This window comes from Dolichospermum heterosporum TAC447, assembly GCF_024584745.1.
In the GTDB taxonomy this organism is placed as follows: Bacteria; Cyanobacteriota; Cyanobacteriia; order Cyanobacteriales; family Nostocaceae; genus Dolichospermum; species Dolichospermum heterosporum.
The window spans coordinates 4775345-4802087 of sequence record NZ_CP099464.1 but is presented as its reverse complement, the minus strand read 5'-3'; the positions used below and the strand labels follow the sequence as shown (position 1 = coordinate 4802087).

The window sequence follows — 26743 nt, the reverse complement described above, 5'->3', positions numbered from 1 at the left end:
ACGAAGGTGGGTTTCGCCTGTGTAGCTGCGGTTTCTAACCGCCCGGTGTAATTAAACCTAAAAACTCCTGAAATCTTTATTACAGCAAATTGTCATCAAACCCGGAACAAGAACCCCACCCCCAACCCCTCCCCGCAAGCGATGAGGGGGCTAAGATGTACATTATATGATTGGAAATCGCTGTAAAAATGACTATCACTTCTACCAAATCTCTCGCTGATAAAGTCCGCTCTGACTTCCCCATTTTACATCAGGAAGTTCACGGTAAACCCCTGGTTTATCTCGATAATGCGGCTACTTCTCAAAAGCCTTTCGCTGTTTTAAATGCTTGGCGTGATTATTACGAACAATATAATTCTAATGTTCATCGTGGCGCACATTTCTTGAGCGGAAAGGCTACTGATGCTTATGAAGGTGCGCGTGATAAGATTGCTAAGTTTATTAATGCGAAATCACGTCAAGAAATTGTTTACACTCGCAATGCAACTGAAGCTATTAACCTAGTCGCTTACAGTTGGGGAATGAACAACTTACAGCCAGGAGATGAAATTATTCTCTCGGTCATGGAACACCATAGTAATATTGTTCCTTGGCAATTTGTGGCTCAAAAAACAGGCGCGGTTTTGAAGTTTGTCGAATTAACACCGGCAGAAACTTTTGATTTGGAACAGTTTAAAAACTTGATTTCTGACAAAACAAAACTGGTGTCTATTGTGCATATTTCTAATACTTTGGGTTGCATAAATCCAGTTAAAGAAATAGCCGAAATTGCTCACAGATACGGTGCGAAATTCTTACTTGATGCTTGCCAAAGTGTCCCCCATACTCCCATTGATGTTCAATCACTTGACTGTGATTGGTTGGTGGCTTCTGGACATAAAATGTGCGCTCCCACTGGCATTGGCTTTTTATATGGTAAGCTGGAACTACTAGAAGCAATGCCGCCATTTTTCGGTGGTGGTGAGATGATTGCAGAGGTATTTTTAGACCATTCCACCTATGCAGAATTACCCCATAAATTTGAAGCTGGTACTCCGGCTATTGGGGAGGCGATCGCCCTTGGTGCAGCTATAGATTATCTTACTAATATCGGTATGGATAAAATCCATGCCTATGAAACCGAATTAACTGCCTATTTATTCGCGCAACTAGGGCAAATACCCCAAATTAGAATCTACGGACCAAAACCCAATGCTCAAGGGGAAGGGAGAGCCGCATTAGCCGCTTTTACAGCCGAGGGTGTCCACGCTAATGATTTAGCAACTTTGTTAGATCAAGAAGGTGTAGCGATTCGTTCTGGACACCATTGTACGCAACCATTACACCGTTACTTGAGTTTATCAGGAACTGCAAGAGCAAGTTTATCTTTTTACAATACTCTTGAGGAAATTGATATTTTCATCAAAGCATTGAAGGAGACTTTGGACTTTTTTGCTGGTGTGTTTGGCGATTGACACTCTCACTGTCTTTAGCCACTGAGATTCTTAGTTCAACGAGTCCACTTAACTCAAACCCCTTGCGGTATTTAAGCCAGAGGTGGTTCTCTCCCCAAGCGTTAACTTTCCCTCTGCCCGAAGGTAGTTGCATCATCTCGTTCCCAGTCTCTGACTGGGAATGAATTCTAGAAGGCTCTGCCTTCAATGATATTAGAGGCAGAGCCTCATCAACTGCATTCCTAGTCAGAGACTAGGAACGAGATGTGGTAGGGATTTGAGCTTAAATTAACACATATCAGCTTTTGCTTTACCCCTACCCGCGGAATCTTAGCAGTATTGTATTGAATCCTGACCCTAGTTAAAATGTTGCATATACATATACAAAGTTAGTAATTTCTAGGAAAATATGCCATAACAGAAGCTAAGATACTCCGATAATTAGGTGTCTATAGATGAAATATTCTCAGATTCAATTTAGCCAAAGCCTTGCGGATATTGATCTTTTCCAACTCCAAGAACTGTTTAATCTGGCTGCTTTTTGGGCAAAAGGACGTAGTATTAAGGATTGGGGTATAGCTCTTGCTAACAGTGAACCTGTTATTTCTATCTGGGATAGGGAATTATTAATTGGTTTTGCTAGAGCCACCTCTGATGGCATCTATCGCGCTACAATTTGGGATGTTGTCATTCATCCAGATTATCAAGGTAACGGATTGGGTAGCAAGTTGGTGGAAACGGTTTTAAGTCATCCCCGAATGCAGAAGGTAGAGCGTGTATACTTAATGACAACGCACCAACAGGAGTTTTATGAAAAGATTGGTTTTCAAGTCAATAACACCACAACAATGGTTTTAGATAATCAATCTAATTTTGAGGCTTTTGTCACTGAAGAGATTTGTTTGCAAGAGTCCCTGTAGGTATGGATATTTGCAGTCTAGTTAACTGCGATGTTTCTTCCTGGTTGGTGGGAAAAGGCAAAATTTCTAATTTTCCTCCCATCAATTCTACCAGACGTTGATTGAGTAAAAGTTTCATTCCTGGTGATAAATCTATATTTTCCTGAGTTGTTTGCGGTTCTGATTTCATCAAATGCAGAGATTCATTTGTGATTACTGTATCAGTGGGTATGTCTAACCAAATATTGACCCAATTATCTGGAGATTGTAAGTTGCTAGAAAGATGTATATTCCCTTCTTCCATGTTAGCAATTGTTGTATCTATCAAATTGATTAATACTTGTTTGAGCCAATGGTAATCTGTCAAAATCTGAATTTCTGGATCTGACGGTGATAAAATAAAAGGATAATTGCGGTTAACGGCTAGTAAATAAGTTAGTTCATAAACTTCCTGGAGAAATTCACTTAATTGCAAAGCCTGAATATCTAATTTATTTCTACCAGATTCAATTTTGGAAACATTGAGAATTTCATCAATTAGTTTTAATAATTTCAGAGATTTTTCGTAAGCTTGTTGGACAAATTCTCGCTCTTCTTGGGAATTTTCACACAAATCTGCCAAAATCAGTTGATGTAAACCCATCATACTCCCTAAAGGCGATCGCAATTCATGACCAATCCTAGCTAAAAAACCCCCTTGAAATTGGCTCATTTCCCGCGCCTGATAGTAGGCTAATTGGGTTTGCTCTAATTCTGCCAAAAGTGGGTTTTCTTGCTGTTGTGGAGCATTTTCAACGGGAACGGATGCAGATTTGCTAGACTGAAGGAATAATCTACAAAAACCTATTCCTAATCCTATTCCCGCGCCTAAATATAGCCAGTTACTAAAATCCATAATTATCTAATTTAATACTACCTTGTCGTAAAATCTGCCAATTGTTCCCTGTCCATTTAGCAACGGTGGAAGGTATTCCCAAACCTTGGTATTCCGTTGATTCTAATGTTAAAACCTCTGGAAATTGAGCTTCTATAGCTGCTTTGGTTTCTAAAGCTGGTTGTCCTGATAAATTAGCGCTAGTTGTCGCCATTGGACCAGTTTGCGCCAAAATAATTTGAGCAACTGGATGATTTGGAACTCTAATCCCAATAGTAGTCGGTTCAAGAGGATTCATGACAGTGGGAATTTTGTCACTAGCTGGTAAAACTAAAGTTAAAGCACCTGGCCAATATTGATTAACAATTTTTTGCCAGGTTTGATATTCTATTTGGCTACCTTGAACATAATCCCATAAATCTTCAGCTTTGGCAGCCATTAAAATTAAAGGTTTATCGAAACTACGTTGTTTCGCAGCATAAATTAATTCTGCTTGTACTGGTATGGTGGCTAATGCAGGGACGGTATCTGTAGGGAAACTGATGAGTTTTCCCGCTTTTGCAGATTCTATTAGGACTGATAATGAAAGGTTCATAAAGATGGTTTTTCTGCTGGTGTTTTGAGTTAGGGATAATTTTTTTGCTATTATTATCATAGTAGAAATGGGGTTTAAAAACATGACTCAACTAACACCAAAACAACCAGCAAGAAGAGGAAGAATTTTCCCTGAATTGACTTTATCGCCGGAAGAGTTAGCTAAACGTAAAGCAGAAGATGAACAATTTTATCAACGTTGTTGGGCAATTTTTCAAAGATTACTGCCTGAATTGATGAAAGAACATTATAACTCGTATATTGCTGTAGAACCAGATAGCGGTGATTATTTCATTGATCAGGATATGGAAGTCGCTAGTAAAAAATCACGGGAGAAACATCCTAATGTGATACATTTTCTATTTCGCATCAATGAAACAGGGGTAACAGGAAGAATATGATACAGGGTTATTTTGGTGATGAGGGGCAGCTTTTCTTTGAAATTGAATTAATTACTGCTGAAGGCTTAAATCTGCCTGTAGATGCTTTATTTGATACTGGATTCACAGGCTTTATGGCTATTAATAAACAAGATTTAGAAGGATTGAATTGGTCATTTATACGCAAGCAACGTTTACGCACTGCACAGGGAGAGTCAAGATTTGATATCTATTCAGGTAAAGTGATTTTGGATAATCAAGAGGATGAAATTCCTGTTTATGCTGGAGATGAATTAACGGAAATTTTATTGGGTTCAGCGTGGTTGGAGTTTTTGCCTTTGGTGGTGAATTTTCAAGCTGGTGTTTTGACTTTGGGATGATTTTTTTGATATTATTATAATATTAGAAATGGGGTTTAAAAACATGACTCAACTAACACCAAAACAACCAGCAAGAAGAGGAAGAGTTTTCCCTGAACTAACCTTATCGCCGGAAGAGTTGGCTAGACGTAAAGCTGAAAATGAGGCAGAGTATCAACGTTATCGAACAATTTTTGAGCGTGTACGTCCTGAATTGATCAAAGAACATTATGGTTGGTATATTGCTATTGAGTTAAATAGTGGTGATTACTTAATCGATCAAGATAAAGAAATTGCACATCAAAAAGCCCGTGATAAATACCCAAATGCTGATCATTGCGTTTTTTGTTTGAATGAATCTGGAGCAACTGGGAGAATATGATAGAGGGTAAATTTGGTGAAAAAAAGCAGCTATTTTTTGAAATTGAGTTGGTTGCTAATGATGGTTTAAGTTTGCCTGTGGATGCTTTATTTGATAGTAGTTTCACAGGCTTTATGGCTATTAATACACAAGATTTAGATGGGCTTAATTGGGATTATGTAGATAAAGAAATTCTGCGAACTGCTCAGGGTGAAATCACGTTTGAAAGATATTTGGGTAAGGTGATATTGGATAACCAAGAGTATGAAATTCCTGTTTATGCTGGAGATGAATTAACGGAAATTTTATTGGGTTCAGAGTGGTTGGAGTTTTTGCCTTTGGTGGTGAATTTTCAACAGAGTATTTTGACTTTAGGATGATTTTTTTGATATTATTATCATAGTAGAAATGGGGTTTAAAAACATGACTCAATTAACACCAAAACAACCAGCAAGAAGAGGAAGAATTTTTCCTGAACTGACTTTATCACCGGAAGAATTGGCTAGACGTAAAGCTGAAAATGAGGCATTTCACAAACGTTGTCGGGCAATTTTTGAGCGTGTACGTCCTGAATTGATCAAAGAACATCATAATTGGTATATTGCCGTAGAACCAGATAGCGGTGATTATTTTGTTGATAAAGATATAGAAGTTGCTAGTCAGCAAGCACGAGAAAAACACCCTCATGCTGTACATTGTATGTTTCGGTTGAATGAAATTGGAGCAGTTGGGAGAATATGATAGAGGGTTATTTTGGTGATGGGGGGCAGCTATTTTTTGAAATTGATTTGATTAATGCTGATGCTTTAAACTTACCTGTAGAGACAATGTTAGATACTGGCTTTACAGGTTTTCTAGCAATTAATAAACAAGATTTAGAAGCACTAGATTGGCAGTTTATTCGGGAACAAGAATTGATCACAGCCCAAGGAGAAAAAGCTTTTGATTTATATTTAGGTAAAGTGATTTTGGATGATCAAGAGTATGAAATTCCTGTTTATGCTGGAGATGAATTAACGGAGATTTTATTGGGTTCTCGCTGGTTGGAGTTTTTGCCTTTGGTGGTGAATTTTCAAGCTGGTGTTTTGACTTTGGGATGAATGATTTTGGGGAAATAAACCACGAAGGCACAAAGATCGCGAAGGGAAGAAAAGAAGAGAGAAAAGAGTTATTTTTAATTTATTGGTAAGTCGCGCAGGTAGTAAAATTTATCTGTTTTCCAATCGTTTCCTTTTTTTCTTCCTAAATAACCTGTTAATGGTGATGATAGTTCTATTAAAATTTCATACATTTCTCCTGGTTTTAATGGTTGTGGTGGATTTGAACCGAAATATGCACCATGTAAAGATTCAACTCCAGCAGATTCTATTCCTGAGTTTTGTAGATAGTTTTTTACCAGTTGGATAATATGCGATCGCAATTTAATCTCTTTTTCTACTTTTTCTATATATTCATTAATTTTATCATCAATTTGTCCCGGTTCTAAGTATTGCTTTAATTCAATTAAGTTGATCGCACCTGGATATTTTGCTTTGAGTTCAACTAATTTTTGTAATGTCATGGCTTTGATAATACTGACTTTAGAGATTTGAGCAGATTCTTTCAAATTTTTAGTAGGTTCACCAGGTCCAATAATTAACCGCACAGCTTGAAGATAATTTTCTTGAAGATGTCTTTTACCAATTCTATCTAATTCTTCTACTGTGTTATGAGGAATGCTTTTACCTGCTTTACATTCGCAAACTAGAGAATAAGGTTGTGAACAATATAAATCTAAACCTCCAGCACCACCTTTGTGATCTTCCTCTACCTTGAATCCTAAAAAATTAAGGCTTTTGCGTGTAACAATTTCAAAGTTTGTACCTGCCTGATAGTTGCTTGTACTATCATCTTTTTCTATGCTTCTATCTCCTAAAGATGTAATTGTTTTTATCCAATCTAAACTTTTATCTAATTTTGGAATAGGTGGAACACTATACCAGCCTAAAAATTGCTTAATGTCATGATTTAGCTTTTCAATATCTCGATTAGTTTCTGAAATATTTTCACATTGAAACTGTAAAGCTTCTATATTTTGGTATGGAGAAATATTTCCAGATAAAATTAGGTTTTTTCGTTGGCTAAAACTAGAATCAGAAACCACAGGAATATCATTTTCACTTGCATGATGTACTATATCTTCAGATTTAGTCCAGTAAAATAAACCTGTATCTGTTGGTATATTAACTATACAAGGTTTAGAAAGATAATAAACTCGCAACATCAAAAATTTGAGAACTTTCTGCTGTTCAAATATATTTTCTAAAGCACTCAAATTCCAAATTGTTGATTGTGTAATTTTCGGTAAAAGATCCTTTTGATCAGGATTAATACGCCATTGATATTCACAACGCGCCCAAAATTTAAGATGAATAGGGTATGTTGAATATTTAGCCAAGGCATTTTTAGCTTTTGCTAAATATTCAGGTTGATAATACTCCTCTAAACTGAGGTTATTTGGGAGTTGTTGACATGGATATAGCCAAAAGGCTTTACCCTCAGGTTGAAACTGCTTGAAAGGTACTACAATCAATTTTCCCAAAGCCAGCATTTCTACATCAAAAGCTGGTAATTGAATTCCATTTATTATTTGATTATTCATATCACACTGGCGCACTCAAAATTTCACAAATCAATAGATTATCAGCAGCAAGACTTAAATCTTTCACAAATTGAGTTACCTCTTCTTTGGTAAATCCATAGTCTTCAGCTTGTTCGTAAATTTTCTGAATCGCTACTAGAGGTTTAATATCATTTTTTTTCAACACCACTACTTCACCTCCCTGCTCTTTTTCCAGTTTTTCTTTTAGCGCATATCCAATTTTCCAACTTCTCGGAACATCACTAGAACGGATTAAACAACCACGAGTAAGTCCGTATTTATCGTAGTTTACTAATCTCGTCATTACTGCATTAAATGTTTTACCATTTGTCGTTTCACATATTCTTACCCCAATTTTGATTTGGCATTTATGCAAGCAGTCATAACCAGAGATAATAAAATGTAAATCATGTGTTGCATCAGCAATTTTTTTAACTTCTTGAATTACCACATTTGCTGTACCACCATTAGGAATCATGTTCATGGCACAAGTTATGATTGCTGCTAACTGATCATCATCTTTCATGGGTATACGAATTCGTTTAAGTAACTCCTGGTACTTCTCCAAAAAAGTTTTCTTTTTTTTCTTATCTTCATCTTCTGGTGGTATAACTTGAGTAATTTTTTCAAATTCATCAGCACACCATTTCATCAGAGAACGCGCACTAGCAGATTCACTGGCAATATGTTTAATTTTGCTTTCCTCAAAAGGATATAAATGAGGATAATCTTCAGCGTTAAGACTATTATTTTTGTAAAACCAATTTAGTCTGAGTTTAACCAATTCTATAGTCTGTTCAGTAGTAGGTGGTTTTGCTCTAACTGCTCTTTGTCCAACTCTATCTGGGATACCACTTCCCATTTGTTCAATTTCTCTCCATGTGTCACTAATAACACAGCAAACAAGAATTACATTACTACATTGAAAATAAATTCTATCAATACATTTCGCAATACTTTGAGCAGGGCTATCTCCAGAATCATTATCAGTACCAGCACTATCAAGTTGATCAAAACAAATTACCACTGGCAATGATGCTATTTCCGCTAACTTGCAGATTTGTTCCATCATCCAGATAGATTTATCTTCTTTTTCTGCAAATAAAAATTCTGGTAATCCTATTTTTTTAATCTCTGAATTATCTTCTCCTTTAATCCAAGCCAAGGCAATTTGAGCAATTATTGCATTTTTCAGAAGTAAAAATAATAATGCCTTTAAAAAATTGACATCAATTCCAGTTTGATTTTCTAATATCGCTTCAACTAATTCATCAAAAAAGCCTAATAGCGTAGTTTTATTTTGACTAGCTACAATATATTTCCGTAATTCATTAGGTGAATGACACTTTTCAATATATGAGCGATATTTGTCCTCAAACTCTGTTCCTTTTAAAGTATTAATTGCTGCTGCTGCTAATTTCTGCCATTGGGTAATTCCTTGACTATCTTGATATGTAAAACTATCAGATAAATAGAAGCGAACATGAGAATTGATTCGTTTGGGATTAGTACAAGGACTAATATAGGCAAAAACAGAATCTCCTTCTTGTGTTATTTTTTTCCATACTCTATGGATAATATGACTTTTGCCAGTACCTCTATCACCTTTAATTGCAATTCCAATTTTGCTAGAATACTTTTTACGCACTTCAGAAATTGCATCAAATATTCTTTCGTCAATATGTTGATTTAGTCCAGGTAAATCAGTGATAACATCACCCCAAACTTCATTAGCTGATATTACTGATTCCAGTCCAAAAGGATTTACCGATTCTTTACGTGCCTTATCAAGTAAGGCATATTTATCTGTGGTTGACATTTTAATTATTTCCCTATTTGACAATTACAATGGTTTACTAACGAAAAATAGAAGCCCTCTTATTTCACTATTAATAGAGTCTTGTTTCTGTTCTTCAGTCGCTCCTCGTGCTTCTCCACTTTGGAGATATAACAATTGCTCTGCTTGCATATCCATGATCCAAGCATTAAATTGATCGCGTTGTAAACGATTTTCTACTTCTTTGCGTATCTGCCAAATAGGAACTAACCCAGCATGACTATAGCTTTTGTCTAACTTATCGAATAAATCCAGAATCTCTGATTTAAACTCCTCATAAGAACCAATTACCCCACCACCAGACGCAACCGGCGCAGCTACCACATTAATTTGACCTATCCACCGCAATAACGCATTAGCCGCCCAAGTCCCAACAATAGTTCCCTCAAACTTAAACTCATCACTACGCAAACCCGCACCCAATACATCTAAACCGATTGGTGAGTTGAGAGTATAACCAGTCCTAGAAACAGTAACAGCCCCCTGTTCCTGCAAATCCTCTAAAATCCCCTTATAGTCCGCCATTTTCTGACCCTTAGCCACTATCCGCTTCGTCAGCAAACCTTTTTTCACTTCTTGTTGACTTGCTCCTAAATCCCACAACGCAAGCAGCAAGCGAGTTTTAGCATATAAAGTCTGTAAATTTTGGGCTTGGGCGTTCATATTCAGTATCCTAATTAACTAAAAAATATTATAAGTATTGTATTTGTTACTAGGACAAAGATCAAATAATATTGAGTATTTTGATGTAAATAAGACAAAAATCAATATTTATGACTTATGCCGCAAATACCCTGAACAGGTGAGGGTAAAGCAAGAGCTTCATTGGTGTCAACTTAACGTAAAACATCTATCCCGCAAAGAACTCAACTTACCTCATTCCCAGTCTCTGACTGGGAATGAATTCTAGAAGGCTCTGCCTTCAATGATATTAGAGGCAGAGCCTCATCAACTGCATTCCTAGTCAGAGACTAGGAACGAGATGTGGTAGGGATTTGAGTTTCTAATTGCATATTTCCTCAGAGGTAAGAAATTAGAGTCGCTTATATCAGCAGCAAGATGGAAGACCGACAAAAATAGTTCATTATTATACTGAAAACAGTTCATAGTTTAACCAAATATGAACCGTTTTCAGTATAACGGGCTGTGGGGGTGGTTCTCGAAACGCATCAGTACCACCACCTGTAGATGATACAGGAGGTAGAAACGTGAGCGATCGCTCCGATCAGGAAAATTAACTATCTGGTGAAAATTAAATCTGCGTTTTCCAGAAACCTTGTAGAGACGTTCCATGGAACGTCTCTACTTTTTTGGAGATATCTATTTCTATCAGACATCTAAATTAGGCAAACTCTTCCAATTGTGACAACTTTAACCAAATATTTGGCGTTGGCACTTGTCCAAACTTCACCAAAGCATAATCACCCTTAATATCCACAATTTCCCCCTGGGTTTCAAACAAGTAACTAGGTAAACGGGAATCACTAGCCTGTGCTTCTAGACTATTTTCCAGCTTTTCCCGAATAGCCCGCACCATATTTCCTTTTTTAATCGCCATAAGTTCCCCTCGTTCCAAAATAAACGCTTTTACTGAAAATTTTAGCCTGTACCCAGACACAAGGGGAATTTTTCTATTAATCACCTGGTTTTTTAGCCGACATCATCCCCATATTTCCGCCCGCGCCATTGCTTAGGAGTGTGAAATGCAGATAAAAAGATGCGTAGCACCGCTAAAGGGTCAGCCAACGGAGAAAGCCAGAATAACCAACCACCAGTGGCATCTTTCCGATCATAGGAGGGAGCGATCGCTAATAATAAGGCAAAGCGAATCACCACCAAAAATATATTCAATCCTAACAACAAATCCGCAATATCCTCATAAATCCTCCTTAGAGGATGTTTTAAAAGTATTAGATGAAACCGATAATCTCCAAAAACCTAACCCCCCTGCCCCCTTCCCTACGAGGGAAGGGGGTTTTCAAAGCCTCTCCCCGCTTCGGGGAGAGGTTTGGAGAGGGGTCTGTTTATACATTAAAAACTTTTCAAACACCCTCTTAGACAATCCAGAATTAGTGATCCAGCAACTCATTTTACCACCTGCATAATTATCGCATTTCCCATAATTTGGAAGACGTTGCATTAAGCATTCATTCTTTTAATTGCTGAGAGAGAAGGATATTTTTTATTATCAATAAGTAATTGACGTTCTAATAAACGAGGTTGATCATTAAATCCTAAAATTCTAGCCGTCACTTGTCCTATATTTGTGAGAGATTCAATAGTAGAATTATTCAGTTTAAAATGTTCCCCCCAATTATCCCAACGAGGATGATAAAAACGCACAAATTCTTTTTTATCTAAAATAATTGAACCGATATCACTTCCTTTAAAACGATTACAATAGACACAACAATAAGCCAGATTATCTATATTTGATGAGCCACCATGTTTGATACTAATAATATGATCAATGGCACAGCCTAAAATGGTATCATGTTCAGAAATCAGGCAATATTCACATAAATTATCCGCTCTTTCTGTAACTAAGCGGCGAAGTTCTAGATTTAAATAAGGACGCTCCATAATTTAATTTTAAGCCTTCTCGTTAATAAAATCATAAGCCCTAGCTTTTGCTAGTCTTAATAAATGTTCTAGAATCAAATAATGATCTAATTCTGATTTCTCCTCTGGAGAAATTCCATCAGTTTTTTCCCGAAAAATTAAATCAGATACTCTTTCTTTTACTGTTTCCGATACTTGAAATTTAACTAAACTTTGAGATGTTATGCCAGCAGCGAGAAAGTTAATTATCTCTTCATACGCTGGATTAATGGTGATTGATGTTTTCATGATGATTATCTCCTTTATTAAGGATATTTAAAATCCATAGAGCAAATAAATGTAGAGAATTTACAGATACACTAATTATAATAGCCTGTGTTCTTTAAGGGAACACCAAAAAATAAATTACCCAATTTTGTGGGATGGGCATCCTGCCCGTCCTTGATGATTAGCGGGCAATTCGTCCCGCACCACAAGAAATTTTTGGGTATTTTTTTATTTTTTTAATTGGAAGTCCCTAAGAACCAAGATATTTTCTCATGATTAAGATCGCTCCCTCCCCACAAGACAAACTGGAATAAAGAGCGATACCCTCAGTCAGCGCCCTAAATAGCCTTAATCCCCATATTTCCGCCCGCGCCATTGCTTAGGAGTGTGAAATGCAGATAAAAAGATGCGTAGCACCGCTAAAGGGTCAGCCAACGGAGAAAGCCAGAATAACCAACCACCAGTGGCATCTTTCCGATCATAGGAGGGAGCGATCGCTAATAATAAAGCAAAGCGAATCACCACCAAAAATATATTCAATCCTAACAACAGTAGCGCCGGCAGTGAAAGCACCAAAGAAGGCAGCGACAAATAACCCAGTAAAATCAAAATAGGTAAACCCTGCACCGCCGACAATACCCATAAATCCCCCCAAATCTGAGCGGGAGAAGCAGCATCCTTCAAATCAAGGCTGCGCCCCCATTCGTTCCAAGTTTCCCACGCCCCCTCGTACATCCTCACCCTTAGCACCTTAGCCCCATCCAAAAAGCCCACCTTAAAGCCCTTAGCGGCAATATTCCGCGCCAAAGTCACATCATCACAAAAAGAACCCTTCGCGCTGGTGTAACCATCCACAGCCTTTAACACAGACCGACGACACAAAAAACACTGACCATTAGCCATTACCCGTTCCGGTTGTTCAGTATAAATCCCCGTCGGATCAAATCTATACAACAACGTCATTAACAAAGCCGGTTGTAACCAACATTCCCCCGGATACTTGAGAATAAACTGCGGTGATAAAGATACCAAATCATAACCTTTAGCGATCGCAGTTTGCACCAAACTCGCCACCAAACCAGCATCAGGTTGGATATCTGCATCCATACCCAAAAACCACTCACTCCCCTCAGAACTGAACAAAAAACCATTATGCAACGCCCAAGGACGACCCACCCACCCAGAAGGTAAAGGATCATCCGTCATCACCCGAAAGCGTGGGTCATTTGCTGCTGCGGTTTTTACCAAATCGGGAGTACCATCTTGAGAGCGACTATCAACCACAATAACTTCCCGAACCTCATAACTTTGGCGAGTTAAACCAGCCAAAAGCGGACCAATCCGCAACGCCTCATTTAACGTCGGTACAACCACACTCACACTGCCTAAAAGTTCCGGTGTTGGCTGTTGTGCTGTTAAAGCTGGATCACGTCTAGGACCCTTCAGCAACCGGGAAAGCAAAATCGCCGTTGCCGGTACTTGGACAAGTAGCAATAGGAGTGGAATAATATTTAGCAATTTCAACCCTGACTTTTTGTATAAACTAGCTACTTTAAATCTTCTCGCAATTTAGGCAAATTGACCTAAATTATCCAGCGATATACAATAGGCATCTCCAAAAAAGATGGTATAGCCGAGAATCCTTACCCATGGAACGTCCACAAATTTTTGAGGTTTATAGCCGGACTAACCACCAAGTTGAGACGTAACGGACTTCCAATTAAAAAAATACCCAAAAATTTCTTGTGGTGCGGGCAATCTTGCCTGCTAATCATCAAGGACGGGCAGGATGCCCATCCCACAAAATTGGGTAATTTATTTTTTGGTGTTCCCTAATCTTCAACTCACAACTGATTTTAACTTCCTAATTCTGAAACTATGCGGTGGGGAAGCTTAAATTACCGGATGAAAAAAGGTTGAAACCTATACCAGGACTACTTGTATGTACACAGTAGCTCCTTTTAGGAGAGGGCTAGGGAGAGGTAGGGAAGGGGGGTTAGGTTTCTGGAGATTATCGGTTTCATCTAATACTTTTCCCACAACCTCTAAGGACAGGCTACGCCATCAGCATTAAGCAACAAAAACCTTTTGGTGTAATGCTATAGTATGTTACTTGACACTCTCCGGTCTAAAGACGTGGAGATTCTGTAGAGGGTTTCAGTCTATATCCCTCGGTTATCCCAGTTTCAGGATTGGTTCCTTAAATATTTGGGTTCTTGCCCTGATTTCGTTTGCCCTGGCGGGCGAAATCATATCTGACAAGCGTAACTTTCCGAGAGTCCCCCGGTAGCTTTTTATGTCTTTAGTGACAATTTGATTGTATCACGAATATGGATTAAAATTTGAAATTATTTCAAATTTTCAAATTAACGTCATTGCAGGATAAAGGAAAGCAACTAGCCTTCATCCCTTGTCTGAAGCCCAGATGCGTTCGACTTAGGAGAACGCATCTTCAAGGGTTTTCAGCATCTACTTTATAAGTGTGATTAAAAAGTTGTGCATCATTGCCTGTTTCAACAGAGAATAATTTGACTATGGATTTTGACTATTTCCGAACCAACGAAAGTAATAACACCAATAAGAACTTTCAACACTTGTTATCTAGTGGTTGGCGACCATTTCACAGAGATTTTGATTGGGAATACTTCGGTAAAATTCTATTCCATGACACTCAAGAATTAACCCAAAAAAGTATTAATTTAGCCAGTTATTATGCTGATGCTTTAGCGAGAAAAGAATATGCTTGGTGGGCAAATATTTTAAATTTAGCTTCAGATTACACCCGTGGTGAATTCCAAAAATATTGGAACTATATTACACCAGATATGCTCACCCCAGAACAGCGCCATAAAGACTTTTTAACCACAGAAACACCCCTAGTCCAATTTGTCAGCCGCAACAGTATTCCTATTGATTACGTCCTGAATCTTCTCCAAGAAATAACCGTTTTACGAGTTTTAAAACTATTAGAACGCCCTGATATTATCACCCAATATTACTCAGAACGAGACTTTTATTTCCCCGTTGAAAAATTTGTAAACTGGGAAAGACTAGATGTGGTTAATACAGTTTATGCCTACTGGTCAGAACATGATATTTGGTTACAAATTGAAGCTTATGAAAGAGGCAGAAGAAATTATACTTTAATGGCTAAAAATATCAAGCCATTAATTAATAAAGCCACCTATGATCTAGCAGTTATGCTGAGTGGATATCAAAGTCGTGTTGGGAAAGTTCATAGTCAGTATTCATTACCAACATTTCCCCAAGATATTCAAGATTTTACTGACATAGTTCAACAAACAATTTTAGATCAAAATCAATTAGCCGTTGTAGTACATGGCGCACCAGGTACAGGGAAAACAGCATGGACACAAAGTGTTGCTAAAGAAATTCTTGTCCCTTTAGGATATGTAATTTTCATTTTAGATCATGATGCCATCACTAACTTTGTGCCGCCAACATACTTAGAAAAGATTTGTATTATCATCAACGAAGCTGATAATTTAGCTCAAGATCGAGCTTCAGAAGTAGCACAATATAACAACAAAACCGAGCATATTTTAGCCTTATTAGATGGGACATTATACCAAAGCATAATTGACGAATCTGGTATTCAAATGCAACAGAAATTAGTCATACTAATGACTTGTAATACCACGGAAAGATTAGATCCAGCCATGTTACGTAAAGGTAGAGTAGACTTAATATGTGAGTTTACCAAAAAATTTGTTTAATTAACCACAAGACAATATCCCCGACTTCTTCAAGAAGTCGGGGATATAAATAATCTCAATAACACTAATTACCTGCACTTATGAATAAAAAAGAACAAACAGTAACGCGATTATTTTCCCATCTAAAATTTGATAATCATAAATTTCAACATCAACCCGGTAGTGTTTTAGGAAATACAGCTTTAATTGTCGGGACTACCATTGGGGCGGGGATTGTTGGATTACCTGCTGTAACTTTACCATCCGGGATTATACCATCCACAATCCTACTTATTACTGTATGGCTGTATACTTTAACTTCCGGTTTATTAATTGCAGAATTGACTTTAAATGTGATGAGATTTGAGGGTATTTCTCATATAGGTTTATTAGCAATCATAGAAAAGATTCTCGGTAAACCAGGAGCGAGAATTGCCGGAATTGCCTATGTATTTAACCACTATGCCCTGTTAGTGGCATATATGACTGAAGGTGGCAAAATTTTAACAACCACAGTTGATAAAGTTTGGGAATTAGAGCATATTTCACCTCAGTGGGTAGGAACAGTTAGTTTTTTTCTCGTATTTGGTAGCCTAATGTATTGGGGTAAAGATAGATTGATAGAAAGAATAAATGGTATATTTATTATTATTTTATTAATTACTTTTTTGGGTTTATTAATATTAGGAGGAATGCAATTCCAAAACTCTCAACTTCTAGTACAAAATTGGCAATCTATCGGTAATGCTATTGCTATTATATATGTGGCAATGTTCTTTCACAGTATTATTCCACTGGTTGTAACTCAATTAGAAGGAGACATTCACAAAATTCGCCAATCTATGATTATTGGTTCATTAATTCCCTTATTCATGTTTTTGGCTTGGAATGCTGTTATTTTAGGCTGTATGACTCCAGATATTTTATCCCATAATTTCGCAAATGAGAGCGTATTTGATCCACTGCAAATTCTGCGAACTGGTCAATCAGGAGAATGGTTTGCTGTCTTATTATCAATTTTTTCTGAATTTGCAATTGTGACATCATTTATAGGTATTACCTATGGTTTAGCAGACTTTTTTCAAGATATTTCCATCATTACTAAAAGCGAAATTTCTCGTTTACCTCTCTATTCCTTAGTATTGCTTCCACCTCTGAGTTTAGGAACATTTAATCCTAATATCTTTTTTCATGCTTTAGAATACACGGGAGCATTTAGTGTTTCCATTCTCGGAGGAATTATGCCAGCATTAATGAGTTGGAAACAAAGTCAAACACCAGAATTTACTAATGGTAACTATCAAACCCTAGTTCCTGGAGGAAAAATAACATTAATATTTATTATGGTCGGGGCATTATTTTTAATATGTAGACAAATTTTGGTAATATATCAATTTTGAAAAATGTGAATAAAACCTCTCTTGTCGGGTAATGACAAGAGAGGATTTGGAGCTAAAGTCCGGTAGGGTAATCGGGCTATTTAATATTTAATATTTATTCGGGTTTAATCCAGTCCCCCCTAAGACATATAAATTAATGATTATCATCTACAATTGGTATCATTTACGAATTTGCATAAAAAAATCCCTTGTTTGTATAGTGCAAACAAAGGGATATACTGTTAAAGTTCGTCAGGTGATCGGAATGTTTAATTATTTAATATTTATTGGGTGCGTCTTGATTCCTCCATTGGGTAGATAAAAATTTGTGATATGAAGATATTGTTGTATATTTTTAGACTATTAACATAAATACATTTATTCATATAAGTAATTGGACAAAAATATTTACAGTCATTGCGAGCGAAGGGAAGCAATCACAACCCTTGCGATTGCTTCATTTCACTTCGTTCCATTCCCAATGACATTGTGTAATTAATTCTGTTTCACTACTTATCATATTCATGAAGAAATCATGAATTTATCAATATATCCAACAAATTCTCCCAAACTAGGAACATTATTAGCAAGGTACATATATAGAAACTCGTAATCTAAATTAGATGCAAGTCTATTGATTTGTTTCTCGCTTTTGTTATAACCTTTTCCTGCATAGTTATAAATCTGTTTCATATCATCAGCAGGATGAGGTCTTTGTTCCATATCATCAGTTTGAGGATTAAATCCAAAAATTGATTGAATTTGCTCTGGAGTCAAACCTGGATCTATTTTGAGAAAATGATTATATTCTGCTAAAAACCATGATTCCACTTCCATAACAGCAAGAACTATATTTATAGGAATTACCCCTTTTGGTAAAGTATAATTCAAACCTCTTTCCAACTTAGATTTGTCAGCTATGGATATTGGATAAACATCTCTTAAACCTATTACTCTATCATAGCCATCTTCAGTTAAACGATGATACCACTCCTTCATGTCTGAAACAACACTTTCATCACGGCATGAGTTATAAATTAATACATAAAATTTTGTTTCTGAAGTGACAGAATCTTTCATTATTACTTTATCAAAGTTAATTCCTTGCCGAGATTTATACTGAAAACGGTTTATAGTTTAACCAAATATAGAACCCCTCTCCAAACCTCTCCCCGCAACGGGGAGAGGCTTTGAACTTGTTTTTTATATCATAAAAAAGTCCAGATTTTAGACGTTTTGAGTATAATCTCTATGGAAATCTGAAATTTTCCAGCAATTTCTCTCAGCAACTTTGCGACAAAAATCTGTTCTGTTTTACCCTCTACAAAAATAGCTAATTTTTTCACTATTCTATATTTTCCTCATTACCAAACCCCTCAATATAGAATTGAGTTGCAAAAAAGTCGAAATTGTTTAACCCAGTGAATTTAAAATCATCAAATATTTCCTTTGAATTATGTATGTTATGAAGTTTAGCTAATCCTGGTGTCCTTTCAATCACTGACCAATATTCCAAAGGAACACCATTCATAATAAATCTGTCATTGGTAGTCATAATTAGCTGAACTAATCCAGTTTGTGCTTTGCTAATAAGCAACTTAACCATCGCTGATGCTCTTTCAAAATCAAGTCCTTCCCCAATATCATCTATCAAGATACAACTAGGCTGTTTGGCTAATAGTGAGTAGTTTACTTGAATAATTAAAGATAATACTCTAAACATCCCTTGAGATATTATTGATTGTTCAGTTTTATCTTTTAAATCACTTTCTTGAACATAAATATATTGCGGTTTTACTTCTAGCAAGTAGGATTTACCTTCTTGAAGAATCGAAGTTGATGGCGTTTTAGTACCAATTTCATCTATTCTGTAACCAACAGATAACATATCTGATTTGATAGATTCAATAAAACTTTCTCCTAACTCTTTTTCTCCTAGTTTGAATATGCGAATTACATGATCTTTATTTTTGAAGTCTATATTTTTTTTGATTATCGCAACGCTTTCGGTGTTAATTACATCAAGACTACTTCTGCCTAAATCTGTTCCAAATTCGTAATACCTCAATAAACTTGCCCAAGTGTAAACTTCTTCAAAAAAAGGATGCTGGATAGAATCTCTTCGATGGAAAGCAGCGACTTCATTAGTAGGTGTTTGAAAATCAATTTCTTTTTCTAATTGTTTAGCCCAAATTTTACCTTCACCTGATTTATCTCTCTTGAGGTAAAATTTAGATCCAATAGTGTAACTTTCTTCAATTACTAGACCATTCTCAACTTTCAATATGTAAACTTTTTTATTATCTCCGTTATGAGAATCAAAAGTTAGTTTCCACTCTCTTAACCTACCATCAAGTCTACTGAGCTTTTCTTCACCAGATAGAAAATCTGATAAAAATTTAATACTTCTCAGAATTCTTGATTTTCCAGAGGCATTTTTACCAACAATCAAGTTTACATTACCTAATTGACAACCTTCTAAACGCCACTCACTTGGCAAATCTTTATCCTGACAATATTCTACAAAGTCTAATCTCATATAGTTTTACTATTTATACTTAATTAAAGTAACCATAACTTATTATAGCCTATGATCAATCACTACTTACCCAAAAACAACACCGCGATAAATTTCCGCTGTCGGTAATTCAACCCCAATTGACTCCAAAGAAATAGATTTTTCTAAATTATTAAAATCACTTAACAACCAACCTTGAGATTGTTTACTATATTTTTCTATAAAAGGTTCATCTTGTTCAACTAATAAATATTCACAAAAACTGCTAATTGAACGATACATCCGAAACTTGCTTTTGCGGTCATAATCTGCTGTTGAAGGAGAAGTATTGGTACAATTTCTCCATCACGATATTCACTGCGCCCTTCAGCTTTTCTTCAATGGTGCGATATTCATCTAAACTATAACGACGCTCAACTGTGGTAATCATCATGTTGTAACCGATTACATTGAAGTGATCACGATTATAGCAAAATGGGGACTATTGCTAATGTGAAGGTCTACAATTTTCTAGTAAGTGATAGAACTTACGCAAGTGTCACACCAAAACTCTGTTGTAGGGTGCGTCAGACTGCATAAATCCTGCAAATAAACAAATTGTTGATATCTGACGTACCCTACCAATATGCCAGTTGCTTAAGAGGGTGTTTAAAAAGTATTAGATGAAACCAATAATCTCCAGAAACCTAACCCCCCTTCCCTCGTAGGGAAGGGGGGTTTCAAAGCCTCTCCCCGCATCGGGGAGAGGTTTGGAGAGGGGTTTATTTATACATTAAAAACTTTTCAAACATCCTCTAAGTCCTGAGTGAATTACAGTTAATTTCGTGCAGAGACGTAAGGAGAAATCAAGAGTGTTAAAATCTAACTAAGACAATAGATGGAGTAACTCTGATGCTACAAGTTAAACATCAATTTCAAAGCTTTGAAGAATATTTATCTTATGATGATGGTACGGACAAACTTTATGAATTATTTAATGGAGAATTAATTGAAATGCCCCCAGAATCAGGAATTAATGTGCAAATTGCCACATTTCTGCTAATTCAATTTGGCTCACTTTTGGGTTATAAAAGAGTACGGGGACATGGTTTGGAATTGGAAGTAAGAGGAGAACCGAGAAACCGTTATCCTGACTTGACTATTATTCGAGAAGAGCATATTCAACAATTAGCAAATCGGAACACTATTCGCCTATCAATGCTACCACCTTTATTGGTTGTTGAAGTTGTTAGTCCTGGGGAATTACAAAGAGATAGAGATTTTATTGCCAAACGTCTACAATATCAAGATTGTGGTATTCCTGAATATTGGATTATTGACCCCCAAACCCAAAGCATATTGGTTTTAGAATTAATTAATGAAATTTATCATGAGATTGGGATTTTCTCTGGTGATGATTTAGTTTTATCTCCACAATTTAATAGTCTAAATTTAAAAGTATCTCCAATTTTTGCATAAGGATAAACAAGAACATCCTGTTAATCCTGGTATGGCTTGCGCCACGCTACGCTACCAGATAATATATTCGTAGGGATAAAGCGTAATTCTCAGCCCCTACCAGCTTTTTTACTTACATAAGTAATTGGACAAAAATATTTACAGTCATTGCGAGGGAAGGGAAGCAATCACAACCCTTGCAATTACTTCATTTCACTTCGTTCCATATGGCTAACGCCACGCAATGCTAACGCAATAACATTGTGTAATTACTTCTATCTCACTACTTAATTCCTGAGTGAATTACATTTAATTTCGTGCAGAGACGGAAAGAGAAATCAAGAGTGTTAAAATCTAACTACGGCAATAGATGGAGTAACTCTGATGCTACAAGTTAAACATCAATTTCAAAGCTTTGAAGAATATTTATCTTATGATGATGGTACAGATAACTTGTATGAACTATTTAATGGAGAGTTAATTGAAATGCCGCCAGAGTCAGGAATTAATGTGCAAATTGCCAATCGTCTTTTCTTAATGTTTGCATTGTTAATAGGGATTGATAGAGTGCGAGGACATGGTTTAGAATTGGAAGTCAGAGGAGAACCGAGAAACCGTTATCCTGACCTGACTATTATTCGAGAAGAGCATATTCAACAATTAGCAAATCGGAACACTATTCGCTTATCAATGCTACCACCTTTATTAGTTGTTGAAGTTGTTAGTCCTGGGGAATTACAAAGAGATAGAGATTTCATTGCCAAGCGGCTACAATATCAAGATTGTGGTATTCCTGAATATTGGATTATTGACCCCCAAACCCAAAGCATATTAGTTTTAGGGTTAATTAACGAAACTTACACTGAAATGGGGATTTTCTACGGTGATGATTTAGTTTTATCTTCACAATTTAATAGTCTAAATTTAAAAGTATATCAAATTTTTGCATAAGGAAAATGTGTGAATCAGGATATCCAGGATTTAAGGATTTACAGGATTAGGAAATGAAGGTTTCCCCAATTTTAAAATTAGTAAAAAGCAATAAATCAATTAATTTCTATTTCTTGGTGGTGTAACAAACAGGTAAGGGTTTAGCATTGCTAAACCCCTACATTTGTACTGAAGATTGGGATATTTTTTGAGTAGGAATTTTTTAAACTCCAGTAATTACCCATTACCTTTGTTTACAGAATATTGAGAAGGTACACCAATGTGAAGAGAATGATCCAAATAATATCAACAAAGTGCCAGTAAATTTCCGCCATTTCGATGCCCGTATGTTTAGTGGCAGAATAATGACCACGACGGAAAGAACGCCATAATACACCCAAAATTAATAACAATCCAATAAAGACGTGCAAACCGTGAAAGCCCGTCATTAAATAAAAGCAATTAGAGAAAACATTAGTAGTGAATCCATAACCTAAATTCATGTATTCATAAACCTGACCGGCTAGGAATACAGCCCCCATAATTGCGGTGATAAAATACCAAAACCGCATCCAACCCACACTATTTCTTTTAATTGCCATATCACCAAAGTGAATGACAAAACTACTAGAAACGAGGATGATCGTGTTAATGGCTGGGATAAATAATTCTACTTCTGTTCCTGCTGGTGGCCAAACTGCTGTAGTCCCTTTAAAAAACAAATAGGTGGCAAAAAATCCACCAAACATCAATGATTCAGAAGCGAGAAATGTGATTAAACCCCACACTCGTAAATCTGGATGTTCTTCATGCCCGTCGCTATGATGTTCAATTGGTGTAATTGCAGTCATATTATTATTCCTAGTAAATTTTTTCTAGTCTCACGCAAAGGCGCAAAGGCGCAAAGATAGAAAGAATTATCCTCAAAAAACCTCTGCGTACCTCTGCGTTTTAATCTGTTAGCGATGATTTATCATGACCATAGTCATAAGGTCCATGAGTAACAACGGGTAGAACTTCCCAGTTTTCAATGATGGGTGGGGAAGAGGTTGTCCATTCTAAAGTTAAACTTTCCCAGGGGTTATCACCTGCGAGTTCGCCGTTTTTCCAACTGAAAATGGCGTTTAAGGCGAAGGGAATGACAGAAATACCCAAAAGAATTGCGCCAATGGTGCAAAGCTGGTTTAAGCTGGTAAATTGGGGGTCATACATGGCAACTCGGCGGGGCATTCCTTGTAACCCTAGTTTGTGCATGGGTAGGAATGTGAGGTTTGTGCCGATGAAGGTGAGGACAAAATGAACTCGTCCCCAGGTTTCGTTCATCATTCTGCCGGTGATTTTGGGAAACCAGTGATAGATACCTGCGTAAATCCCAAAGACTGAACCACCAAATAAGACGTAGTGGAAATGACCGACTACATAATAGGTGTCGTGAACGTGAACGTCAAAGGGGGCTGTTCCCATGGTTACGCCGCTTAAACCGCCCATGACGAACATGGAAAGTAAACCAATGGCGAATAACATGGCGCTGGTGAAACGGATTTTTCCTCCCCAGAGAGTTGCTACCCAACCGAAGATTTTCACACCTGTGGGGACTGCAACTATGAGTGTGGAAATGGTGAAGAACATCCGCATCCAACCGGGTGTGCCACTGGTGAACATATGGTGAACCCAAACGAATAAACCAACGACACAAATGGCGACTGTGGAAAAGGCGATCGCTTTATAACCAAATATCGGTTTCCGGGCGTGGGTGGGAATAATTTCGGACATAATCCCGAAAATCGGCAGAATCATTAAATAAACCGCCGGATGGGAATAAAACCAAAATAAATGTTGGTAAATAATGACGTTACCACCTGCATCTGGTTTGAAGAAGGATGTGCCGAAGTTAATATCAAATAACAGCAAAACTAAACCGGCTGCTAATACGGGAGTAGAGAAAAGGGCAAGGATAGAAGTTGCTAAAATTGCCCAACAAAATAGGGGAACTTGATCCCATTTCATGCTGGGAACTTTCATCATCAAAATGGTGATGACAAAGTTAAGTGAACCTAAAATTGAAGAAGTTCCTACCAAAACAATCGCTAAAATCCACATTGTTTGGGCGTTGTTGGCGGTAACTAGACTTAATGGTGGGTAAGCTGTCCAACCTGATTGAGAACCACCAAAGATAAAACTACCTAATAATAGTAATCCGGCGGGGGGATTTAACCAAAAGGCGATCGCATTTAATTTAGGAAAAGCCATATCTCTAGCACCCATCATCAAGGGGACTAGATAGTTACCAAATCCACCAATTGCACTGGGAACAATCCACAAGAAAATCATGATTGTGCCATGATTTGTCATGAAGGCATTGTACAGATTTGGATCAAGAAAGTCCGAGTCCGGTGTGGCTAATTCGGCGCGAAGGGCGATCGCCATTAACCCACCAATTAGATAGAATGCAAAGGCTGTCACCAAGTATTGAATCCCAATAACTTTGTGATCAGTATTAAATGTGAAATAATCTCGAACTTTCCAGGCTGGGGGATGAGAACTATGAGTAATCAGCCGGGTTGTTGATTCGCTTGCATCAGGTGGGGGATTAACTGGAAAATTTACTTGTGTCATATTTTTGTTAGTTGTCTTTTGTCAGTTTTCAGTTATTAGCTAATAATTACTAATGACTCATAACTAATGACTTAAGATCTGCTGGAGTTACTTCCAAATTGTGAATGTAGGGGTCAAGAAATTCTGACGGAGATAAATTCTCCAAATTAACTGCTACAGCACGATTCATATCTTGCTTTTGGGCAATCTGGTTTTCACTCATCCAAGCATCATAATCTGCTTGTTCATGGACGATTACTTGCGATCGCATTGAACCGTGATAACCACCACACAATTCTGCACAAACTACCGGATAAGTACCAGTTTTTGTAGCTGTAAATCGCAGTTGTGTAGGAACTCCAGGAATAGCATCTTGTTTCAGACGAAATTGGGGAACCCAAAAAGAATGAATCACATCATCTGCGGATAAATTCAATTGCACATCAGCACCGATAGGAACGTGCAATTCTCCAGCAGAAATACCACTTACAGGGTAATTAAATAACCACGCAAATTGTATACCCTTAACATCTACAACCAAATCAGCCGGTTTATTTTTGGTTTGCGGATTTTCACCAATCCCAATATTAGCTATTTGACTAACATTCATAGCACCCGCTGACTCATGGTGAGGATGACTACCCACACCAAAACCACCCATTTGGTTATAAATATCAACACTATAAATACCTAAAACAATCACAATTACCGTAGGAATTGCCGTCCAAAAAATTTCTAAACTCAAGTTACCTTCTACAGGTGTACCATCAGAGTTATCTCCTTTGCGTCGTCTATAGATAACTAGAAACAGCAGAATCGTCCCTTCAACAATTAAGAAAAGAGCAACCGCAATTGTTAACATGATATTGAAAAAACCATCCACCAAAGGAGCTTGTTGCGATGCTGCTTCCGGTAATAAATGATGATTTTGACCAACCCAGATACTGATAGGGGCTATGATCATCCCAGCTAACAGTGTCCACAGCGAAACAGGAACTTTTTGCATAAATGCTACCTGCTTTGTAAATAGTAGTAAAACCAGAGTCAACAGATTTTGCATTGACTCCACCAGACAAGTGTAGAGCTTGAGGATTTTAGATTGGTGGTTTTTGATTAATTCCGCCCTGAAGAGGCCGGGAAGCTGTCCCGAAAATTCCCAATCCAAAATCTGAAATTTTTCGGTCAGTAAAGATAGACTTTGGTAGCCACAGAATTATTTTCTGAGGACAAAATTATCTTTGATATTTTCACTATTACTGTTCTAACTTGTATCTAATCAAAAATCGGTAAACTTCCATATTTTTTCATATTGATAACCACAAAATCCTCGACTTATTGAAGAAATCGAGGATCTAAGAGGTTGATATTTTCATAAATCAAATAGCAGCAGAAAAAATAGTAGCAAGGATGATTTTTTTGAGATGATAGCAACTTACAATTTACGTTTCTGTTTACCGCAAACCTTTTAACTAACTACGGTAAATATTAAGATTCCCCTCTAATTACCTTGCCTATAAACTTAACCAAAATAACCGATGTTTTGCAGGACATTACACCGTTAAATATTACCAAAGATGTTATTTGTCTAATGTTACATGACTATAACAATTCTTGGGACAAATCCGAGAACAAGCTTCACACCCAATACAATTTTCTGGATGAGTAACAACCATTACTTTCCGTTCCACTTCTTCCTCATCTTCATCTTCGACAAATTCACCTTCTTCGTTTAAAGGCATTAAGCCCAAAACTTTATGACCACAAACTTTCATACATCTGCCACAACCGATACATTTGTCTTTGTTTATTTCTTGGGCAAATTTAGGAGTCCAATCAGTACCTCCAAAGGTCAATCCTGTTAATGTAGCCATGAATAAAACCTCAGCAATTTTAGCTAGATATTAGTTAATCCTTTAATATTCATACTAGCCTGATATTTTATTTTTTCAATCACAAAAATT

General features: G+C 36.9%; 27 protein-coding genes and 2 pseudogenes. 12 read left to right on the top strand and 17 right to left on the bottom strand.

Going from position 1 to position 26743, the window contains the following annotated elements; all coding sequences use genetic code 11:
- The first annotated feature begins 188 nt into the window (after positions 1-188).
- Entirely contained in the window at positions 189-1454 is a 1266-nt protein-coding gene (locus NG743_RS21800) for a cysteine desulfurase (protein ID WP_257120881.1), read from the top strand.
- A 434-nt stretch (positions 1455-1888) separates the two neighbouring features.
- Positions 1889-2353, top strand: coding sequence for a GNAT family N-acetyltransferase (locus NG743_RS21795; protein WP_027401845.1), 465 nt, complete (start codon positions 1889-1891; stop codon positions 2351-2353).
- Here the strand turns inward: NG743_RS21795 and NG743_RS21790 are convergent.
- Together NG743_RS21790 and NG743_RS21785 are read right to left on the bottom strand one after the other, a co-directional pair.
- Positions 2319-3227, bottom strand: a complete 909-nt coding sequence (locus NG743_RS21790; protein ID WP_257120880.1) for a sensor histidine kinase — start codon at positions 3225-3227, stop codon at positions 2319-2321. The genes NG743_RS21795 and NG743_RS21790 overlap by 35 nt on opposite strands.
- Positions 3217-3801, bottom strand: coding sequence for an L-threonylcarbamoyladenylate synthase (locus NG743_RS21785; RefSeq protein WP_257120879.1), 585 nt, complete (start codon positions 3799-3801; stop codon positions 3217-3219). The genes NG743_RS21790 and NG743_RS21785 overlap by 11 nt, the downstream gene beginning before the upstream one ends.
- An 82-nt stretch (positions 3802-3883) precedes the next feature.
- Between NG743_RS21785 and NG743_RS21780 the strand changes: the two genes are divergently transcribed.
- Genes NG743_RS21780 through NG743_RS21755 form a run of 6 tightly spaced genes read left to right on the top strand, consistent with a single transcriptional unit; the run spans position 3884 to position 6000 of the window.
- Positions 3884-4201 (top strand): type 2 periplasmic-binding domain-containing protein, encoded by a 318-nt coding sequence (locus NG743_RS21780; RefSeq protein WP_027401848.1) that lies wholly within the window; start codon positions 3884-3886, stop codon positions 4199-4201.
- Positions 4198-4560: an aspartyl protease gene (locus NG743_RS21775; protein WP_096670402.1), complete on the top strand. Its 363-nt coding sequence runs from the start codon at positions 4198-4200 to the stop codon at positions 4558-4560. The genes NG743_RS21780 and NG743_RS21775 overlap by 4 nt, the downstream gene beginning before the upstream one ends.
- A 43-nt stretch (positions 4561-4603) precedes the next feature.
- Complete coding sequence (locus NG743_RS21770) at positions 4604-4921, top strand: hypothetical protein (RefSeq protein WP_257120878.1); 318 nt, start codon at positions 4604-4606, stop codon at positions 4919-4921.
- Positions 4918-5280 (top strand): aspartyl protease, encoded by a 363-nt coding sequence (locus NG743_RS21765; protein ID WP_257120877.1) that lies wholly within the window; start codon positions 4918-4920, stop codon positions 5278-5280. The genes NG743_RS21770 and NG743_RS21765 overlap by 4 nt, the downstream gene beginning before the upstream one ends.
- A gap of 43 nt (positions 5281-5323) precedes the next feature.
- Positions 5324-5641, top strand: coding sequence for a hypothetical protein (locus tag NG743_RS21760; RefSeq protein WP_039204226.1), 318 nt, complete (start codon positions 5324-5326; stop codon positions 5639-5641).
- Positions 5638-6000 (top strand): aspartyl protease, encoded by a 363-nt coding sequence (locus NG743_RS21755; protein WP_039204228.1) that lies wholly within the window; start codon positions 5638-5640, stop codon positions 5998-6000. The genes NG743_RS21760 and NG743_RS21755 overlap by 4 nt, the downstream gene beginning before the upstream one ends.
- A 74-nt stretch (positions 6001-6074) precedes the next feature.
- On the opposite strand, the gene NG743_RS21750 is transcribed toward NG743_RS21755, so the two are convergent.
- The 8 genes and pseudogenes from NG743_RS21750 to cruG all read right to left on the bottom strand — a co-directional run bounded on the left by NG743_RS21750 (position 6075) and on the right by cruG (position 13725).
- The gene (locus NG743_RS21750) at positions 6075-7541 is read right to left on the bottom strand and encodes a DUF1802 family protein (protein WP_257120876.1); all 1467 of its coding nucleotides are present in this window, start codon (positions 7539-7541) and stop codon (positions 6075-6077) included.
- Between the two features lies 1 nt (position 7542).
- Positions 7543-9360 (bottom strand): hypothetical protein, encoded by a 1818-nt coding sequence (locus tag NG743_RS21745; protein ID WP_257120875.1) that lies wholly within the window; start codon positions 9358-9360, stop codon positions 7543-7545.
- Positions 9361-9384: 24 nt separating this feature from the next.
- The gene (locus tag NG743_RS21740) at positions 9385-10041 is read right to left on the bottom strand and encodes a hypothetical protein (RefSeq protein ID WP_257120874.1); all 657 of its coding nucleotides are present in this window, start codon (positions 10039-10041) and stop codon (positions 9385-9387) included.
- A 679-nt stretch (positions 10042-10720) separates the two neighbouring features.
- Entirely contained in the window at positions 10721-10936 is a 216-nt protein-coding gene (locus NG743_RS21735) for an NAD(P)H-quinone oxidoreductase subunit O (protein ID WP_027401856.1), read from the bottom strand.
- A 92-nt stretch (positions 10937-11028) separates the two neighbouring features.
- Positions 11029-11241, bottom strand: a pseudogene (locus NG743_RS21730) (glycosyltransferase family 2 protein); the annotation flags it as partial.
- A 276-nt stretch (positions 11242-11517) separates the two neighbouring features.
- Positions 11518-11961 carry an HNH endonuclease gene (locus NG743_RS21725; protein WP_257120873.1) on the bottom strand — a complete coding sequence of 148 codons (444 nt, stop codon included), beginning with the start codon at positions 11959-11961 and terminating at the stop codon, positions 11518-11520.
- 9 nt (positions 11962-11970) lie between these two features.
- Entirely contained in the window at positions 11971-12228 is a 258-nt protein-coding gene (locus NG743_RS21720; protein WP_053538263.1) for a hypothetical protein, read from the bottom strand.
- 327 nt (positions 12229-12555) lie between these two features.
- Positions 12556-13725, bottom strand: a complete 1170-nt coding sequence (cruG, locus tag NG743_RS21715; protein ID WP_371316450.1) for a 2'-O-glycosyltransferase CruG — start codon at positions 13723-13725, stop codon at positions 12556-12558.
- A 1016-nt stretch (positions 13726-14741) separates the two neighbouring features.
- On the opposite strand from cruG, the gene NG743_RS21710 reads away from it, so the two are divergent.
- A complete protein-coding gene (locus NG743_RS21710) occupies positions 14742-15944 on the top strand; it encodes an AAA family ATPase (RefSeq protein ID WP_168466608.1) in 1203 nt (400 codons plus the stop codon).
- Positions 15945-16024: 80 nt separating this feature from the next.
- The gene (locus NG743_RS21705; RefSeq protein WP_027401859.1) at positions 16025-17323 is read left to right on the top strand and encodes an amino acid permease; all 1299 of its coding nucleotides are present in this window, start codon (positions 16025-16027) and stop codon (positions 17321-17323) included.
- 501 nt (positions 17324-17824) lie between these two features.
- Here NG743_RS21705 and NG743_RS21700 read toward each other — a convergent pair.
- The 3 genes and pseudogenes from NG743_RS21700 to NG743_RS21690 form a co-directional block, all read right to left on the bottom strand.
- On the bottom strand, positions 17825-18382 hold the full coding sequence (locus NG743_RS21700) for a hypothetical protein (RefSeq protein ID WP_257120871.1): 558 nt from the start codon (positions 18380-18382) through the stop codon (positions 17825-17827).
- Between the two features lie 265 nt (positions 18383-18647).
- The gene (locus NG743_RS21695) at positions 18648-19841 is read right to left on the bottom strand and encodes an AAA family ATPase (protein WP_027401861.1); all 1194 of its coding nucleotides are present in this window, start codon (positions 19839-19841) and stop codon (positions 18648-18650) included.
- Between the two features lie 66 nt (positions 19842-19907).
- Positions 19908-20250: pseudogene (locus NG743_RS21690) on the bottom strand (Uma2 family endonuclease).
- A 461-nt stretch (positions 20251-20711) separates the two neighbouring features.
- Here NG743_RS21690 and NG743_RS21685 point away from each other — a divergent pair.
- Together NG743_RS21685 and NG743_RS21680 are read left to right on the top strand one after the other, a co-directional pair.
- Entirely contained in the window at positions 20712-21278 is a 567-nt protein-coding gene (locus NG743_RS21685; RefSeq protein ID WP_027401863.1) for a Uma2 family endonuclease, read from the top strand.
- A 363-nt stretch (positions 21279-21641) separates the two neighbouring features.
- Positions 21642-22208: a Uma2 family endonuclease gene (locus tag NG743_RS21680; protein WP_257120870.1), complete on the top strand. Its 567-nt coding sequence runs from the start codon at positions 21642-21644 to the stop codon at positions 22206-22208.
- 233 nt (positions 22209-22441) lie between these two features.
- Here NG743_RS21680 and NG743_RS21675 read toward each other — a convergent pair whose 3' ends face one another.
- From NG743_RS21675 to fdxB, 4 genes are all read right to left on the bottom strand, one after another.
- Complete coding sequence (locus tag NG743_RS21675; RefSeq protein WP_015078454.1) at positions 22442-23038, bottom strand: cytochrome c oxidase subunit 3; 597 nt, start codon at positions 23036-23038, stop codon at positions 22442-22444.
- A gap of 100 nt (positions 23039-23138) precedes the next feature.
- Positions 23139-24803: a cytochrome c oxidase subunit I gene (gene ctaD, locus NG743_RS21670; RefSeq protein WP_027401865.1), complete on the bottom strand. Its 1665-nt coding sequence runs from the start codon at positions 24801-24803 to the stop codon at positions 23139-23141.
- Between the two features lie 49 nt (positions 24804-24852).
- Positions 24853-25788, bottom strand: a complete 936-nt coding sequence (gene coxB / locus NG743_RS21665; RefSeq protein WP_027401866.1) for a cytochrome c oxidase subunit II — start codon at positions 25786-25788, stop codon at positions 24853-24855.
- Between the two features lie 571 nt (positions 25789-26359).
- Complete coding sequence (fdxB, locus tag NG743_RS21660; RefSeq protein WP_027401867.1) at positions 26360-26653, bottom strand: ferredoxin III, nif-specific; 294 nt, start codon at positions 26651-26653, stop codon at positions 26360-26362.
- Between the last annotated feature and the right edge of the window lie 90 nt (positions 26654-26743).

What these genes read in the sequence shown, in the direction of transcription:
- NG743_RS21790 (WP_257120880.1), bottom strand. Translation starts at nt 3,227, where the DNA reads ATGGATTTTAGTAACTGGCTATATTTAGGCGCGGGAATAGGATTAGGA.
- NG743_RS21725 (WP_257120873.1), bottom strand. Translation starts at nt 11,961, where the DNA reads ATGGAGCGTCCTTATTTAAATCTAGAACTTCGCCGCTTAGTTACAGAA.
- NG743_RS21685 (WP_027401863.1), top strand. Translation starts at nt 20,712, where the DNA reads ATGCTACAAGTTAAACATCAATTTCAAAGCTTTGAAGAATATTTATCT.
- NG743_RS21680 (WP_257120870.1), top strand. Translation starts at nt 21,642, where the DNA reads ATGCTACAAGTTAAACATCAATTTCAAAGCTTTGAAGAATATTTATCT.
- NG743_RS21720 (WP_053538263.1), bottom strand. Translation starts at nt 12,228, where the DNA reads ATGAAAACATCAATCACCATTAATCCAGCGTATGAAGAGATAATTAAC.
- NG743_RS21755 (WP_039204228.1), top strand. Translation starts at nt 5,638, where the DNA reads ATGATAGAGGGTTATTTTGGTGATGGGGGGCAGCTATTTTTTGAAATT.
- NG743_RS21775 (WP_096670402.1), top strand. Translation starts at nt 4,198, where the DNA reads ATGATACAGGGTTATTTTGGTGATGAGGGGCAGCTTTTCTTTGAAATT.
- ctaD (WP_027401865.1), bottom strand. Translation starts at nt 24,803, where the DNA reads ATGACACAAGTAAATTTTCCAGTTAATCCCCCACCTGATGCAAGCGAA.
- NG743_RS21785 (WP_257120879.1), bottom strand. Translation starts at nt 3,801, where the DNA reads ATGAACCTTTCATTATCAGTCCTAATAGAATCTGCAAAAGCGGGAAAA.
- NG743_RS21710 (WP_168466608.1), top strand. Translation starts at nt 14,742, where the DNA reads ATGGATTTTGACTATTTCCGAACCAACGAAAGTAATAACACCAATAAG.
- NG743_RS21740 (WP_257120874.1), bottom strand. Translation starts at nt 10,041, where the DNA reads ATGAACGCCCAAGCCCAAAATTTACAGACTTTATATGCTAAAACTCGC.
- NG743_RS21795 (WP_027401845.1), top strand. Translation starts at nt 1,889, where the DNA reads ATGAAATATTCTCAGATTCAATTTAGCCAAAGCCTTGCGGATATTGAT.
- NG743_RS21675 (WP_015078454.1), bottom strand. Translation starts at nt 23,038, where the DNA reads ATGACTGCAATTACACCAATTGAACATCATAGCGACGGGCATGAAGAA.
- fdxB (WP_027401867.1), bottom strand. Translation starts at nt 26,653, where the DNA reads ATGGCTACATTAACAGGATTGACCTTTGGAGGTACTGATTGGACTCCT.
- NG743_RS21780 (WP_027401848.1), top strand. Translation starts at nt 3,884, where the DNA reads ATGACTCAACTAACACCAAAACAACCAGCAAGAAGAGGAAGAATTTTC.
- NG743_RS21695 (WP_027401861.1), bottom strand. Translation starts at nt 19,841, where the DNA reads ATGAGATTAGACTTTGTAGAATATTGTCAGGATAAAGATTTGCCAAGT.
- NG743_RS21705 (WP_027401859.1), top strand. Translation starts at nt 16,025, where the DNA reads ATGAATAAAAAAGAACAAACAGTAACGCGATTATTTTCCCATCTAAAA.
- NG743_RS21745 (WP_257120875.1), bottom strand. Translation starts at nt 9,360, where the DNA reads ATGTCAACCACAGATAAATATGCCTTACTTGATAAGGCACGTAAAGAA.
- NG743_RS21765 (WP_257120877.1), top strand. Translation starts at nt 4,918, where the DNA reads ATGATAGAGGGTAAATTTGGTGAAAAAAAGCAGCTATTTTTTGAAATT.
- NG743_RS21760 (WP_039204226.1), top strand. Translation starts at nt 5,324, where the DNA reads ATGACTCAATTAACACCAAAACAACCAGCAAGAAGAGGAAGAATTTTT.
- NG743_RS21700 (WP_257120871.1), bottom strand. Translation starts at nt 18,382, where the DNA reads ATGAAAGATTCTGTCACTTCAGAAACAAAATTTTATGTATTAATTTAT.
- NG743_RS21750 (WP_257120876.1), bottom strand. Translation starts at nt 7,541, where the DNA reads ATGAATAATCAAATAATAAATGGAATTCAATTACCAGCTTTTGATGTA.
- coxB (WP_027401866.1), bottom strand. Translation starts at nt 25,788, where the DNA reads ATGCAAAAAGTTCCTGTTTCGCTGTGGACACTGTTAGCTGGGATGATC.
- NG743_RS21770 (WP_257120878.1), top strand. Translation starts at nt 4,604, where the DNA reads ATGACTCAACTAACACCAAAACAACCAGCAAGAAGAGGAAGAGTTTTC.
- NG743_RS21800 (WP_257120881.1), top strand. Translation starts at nt 189, where the DNA reads ATGACTATCACTTCTACCAAATCTCTCGCTGATAAAGTCCGCTCTGAC.
- NG743_RS21735 (WP_027401856.1), bottom strand. Translation starts at nt 10,936, where the DNA reads ATGGCGATTAAAAAAGGAAATATGGTGCGGGCTATTCGGGAAAAGCTG.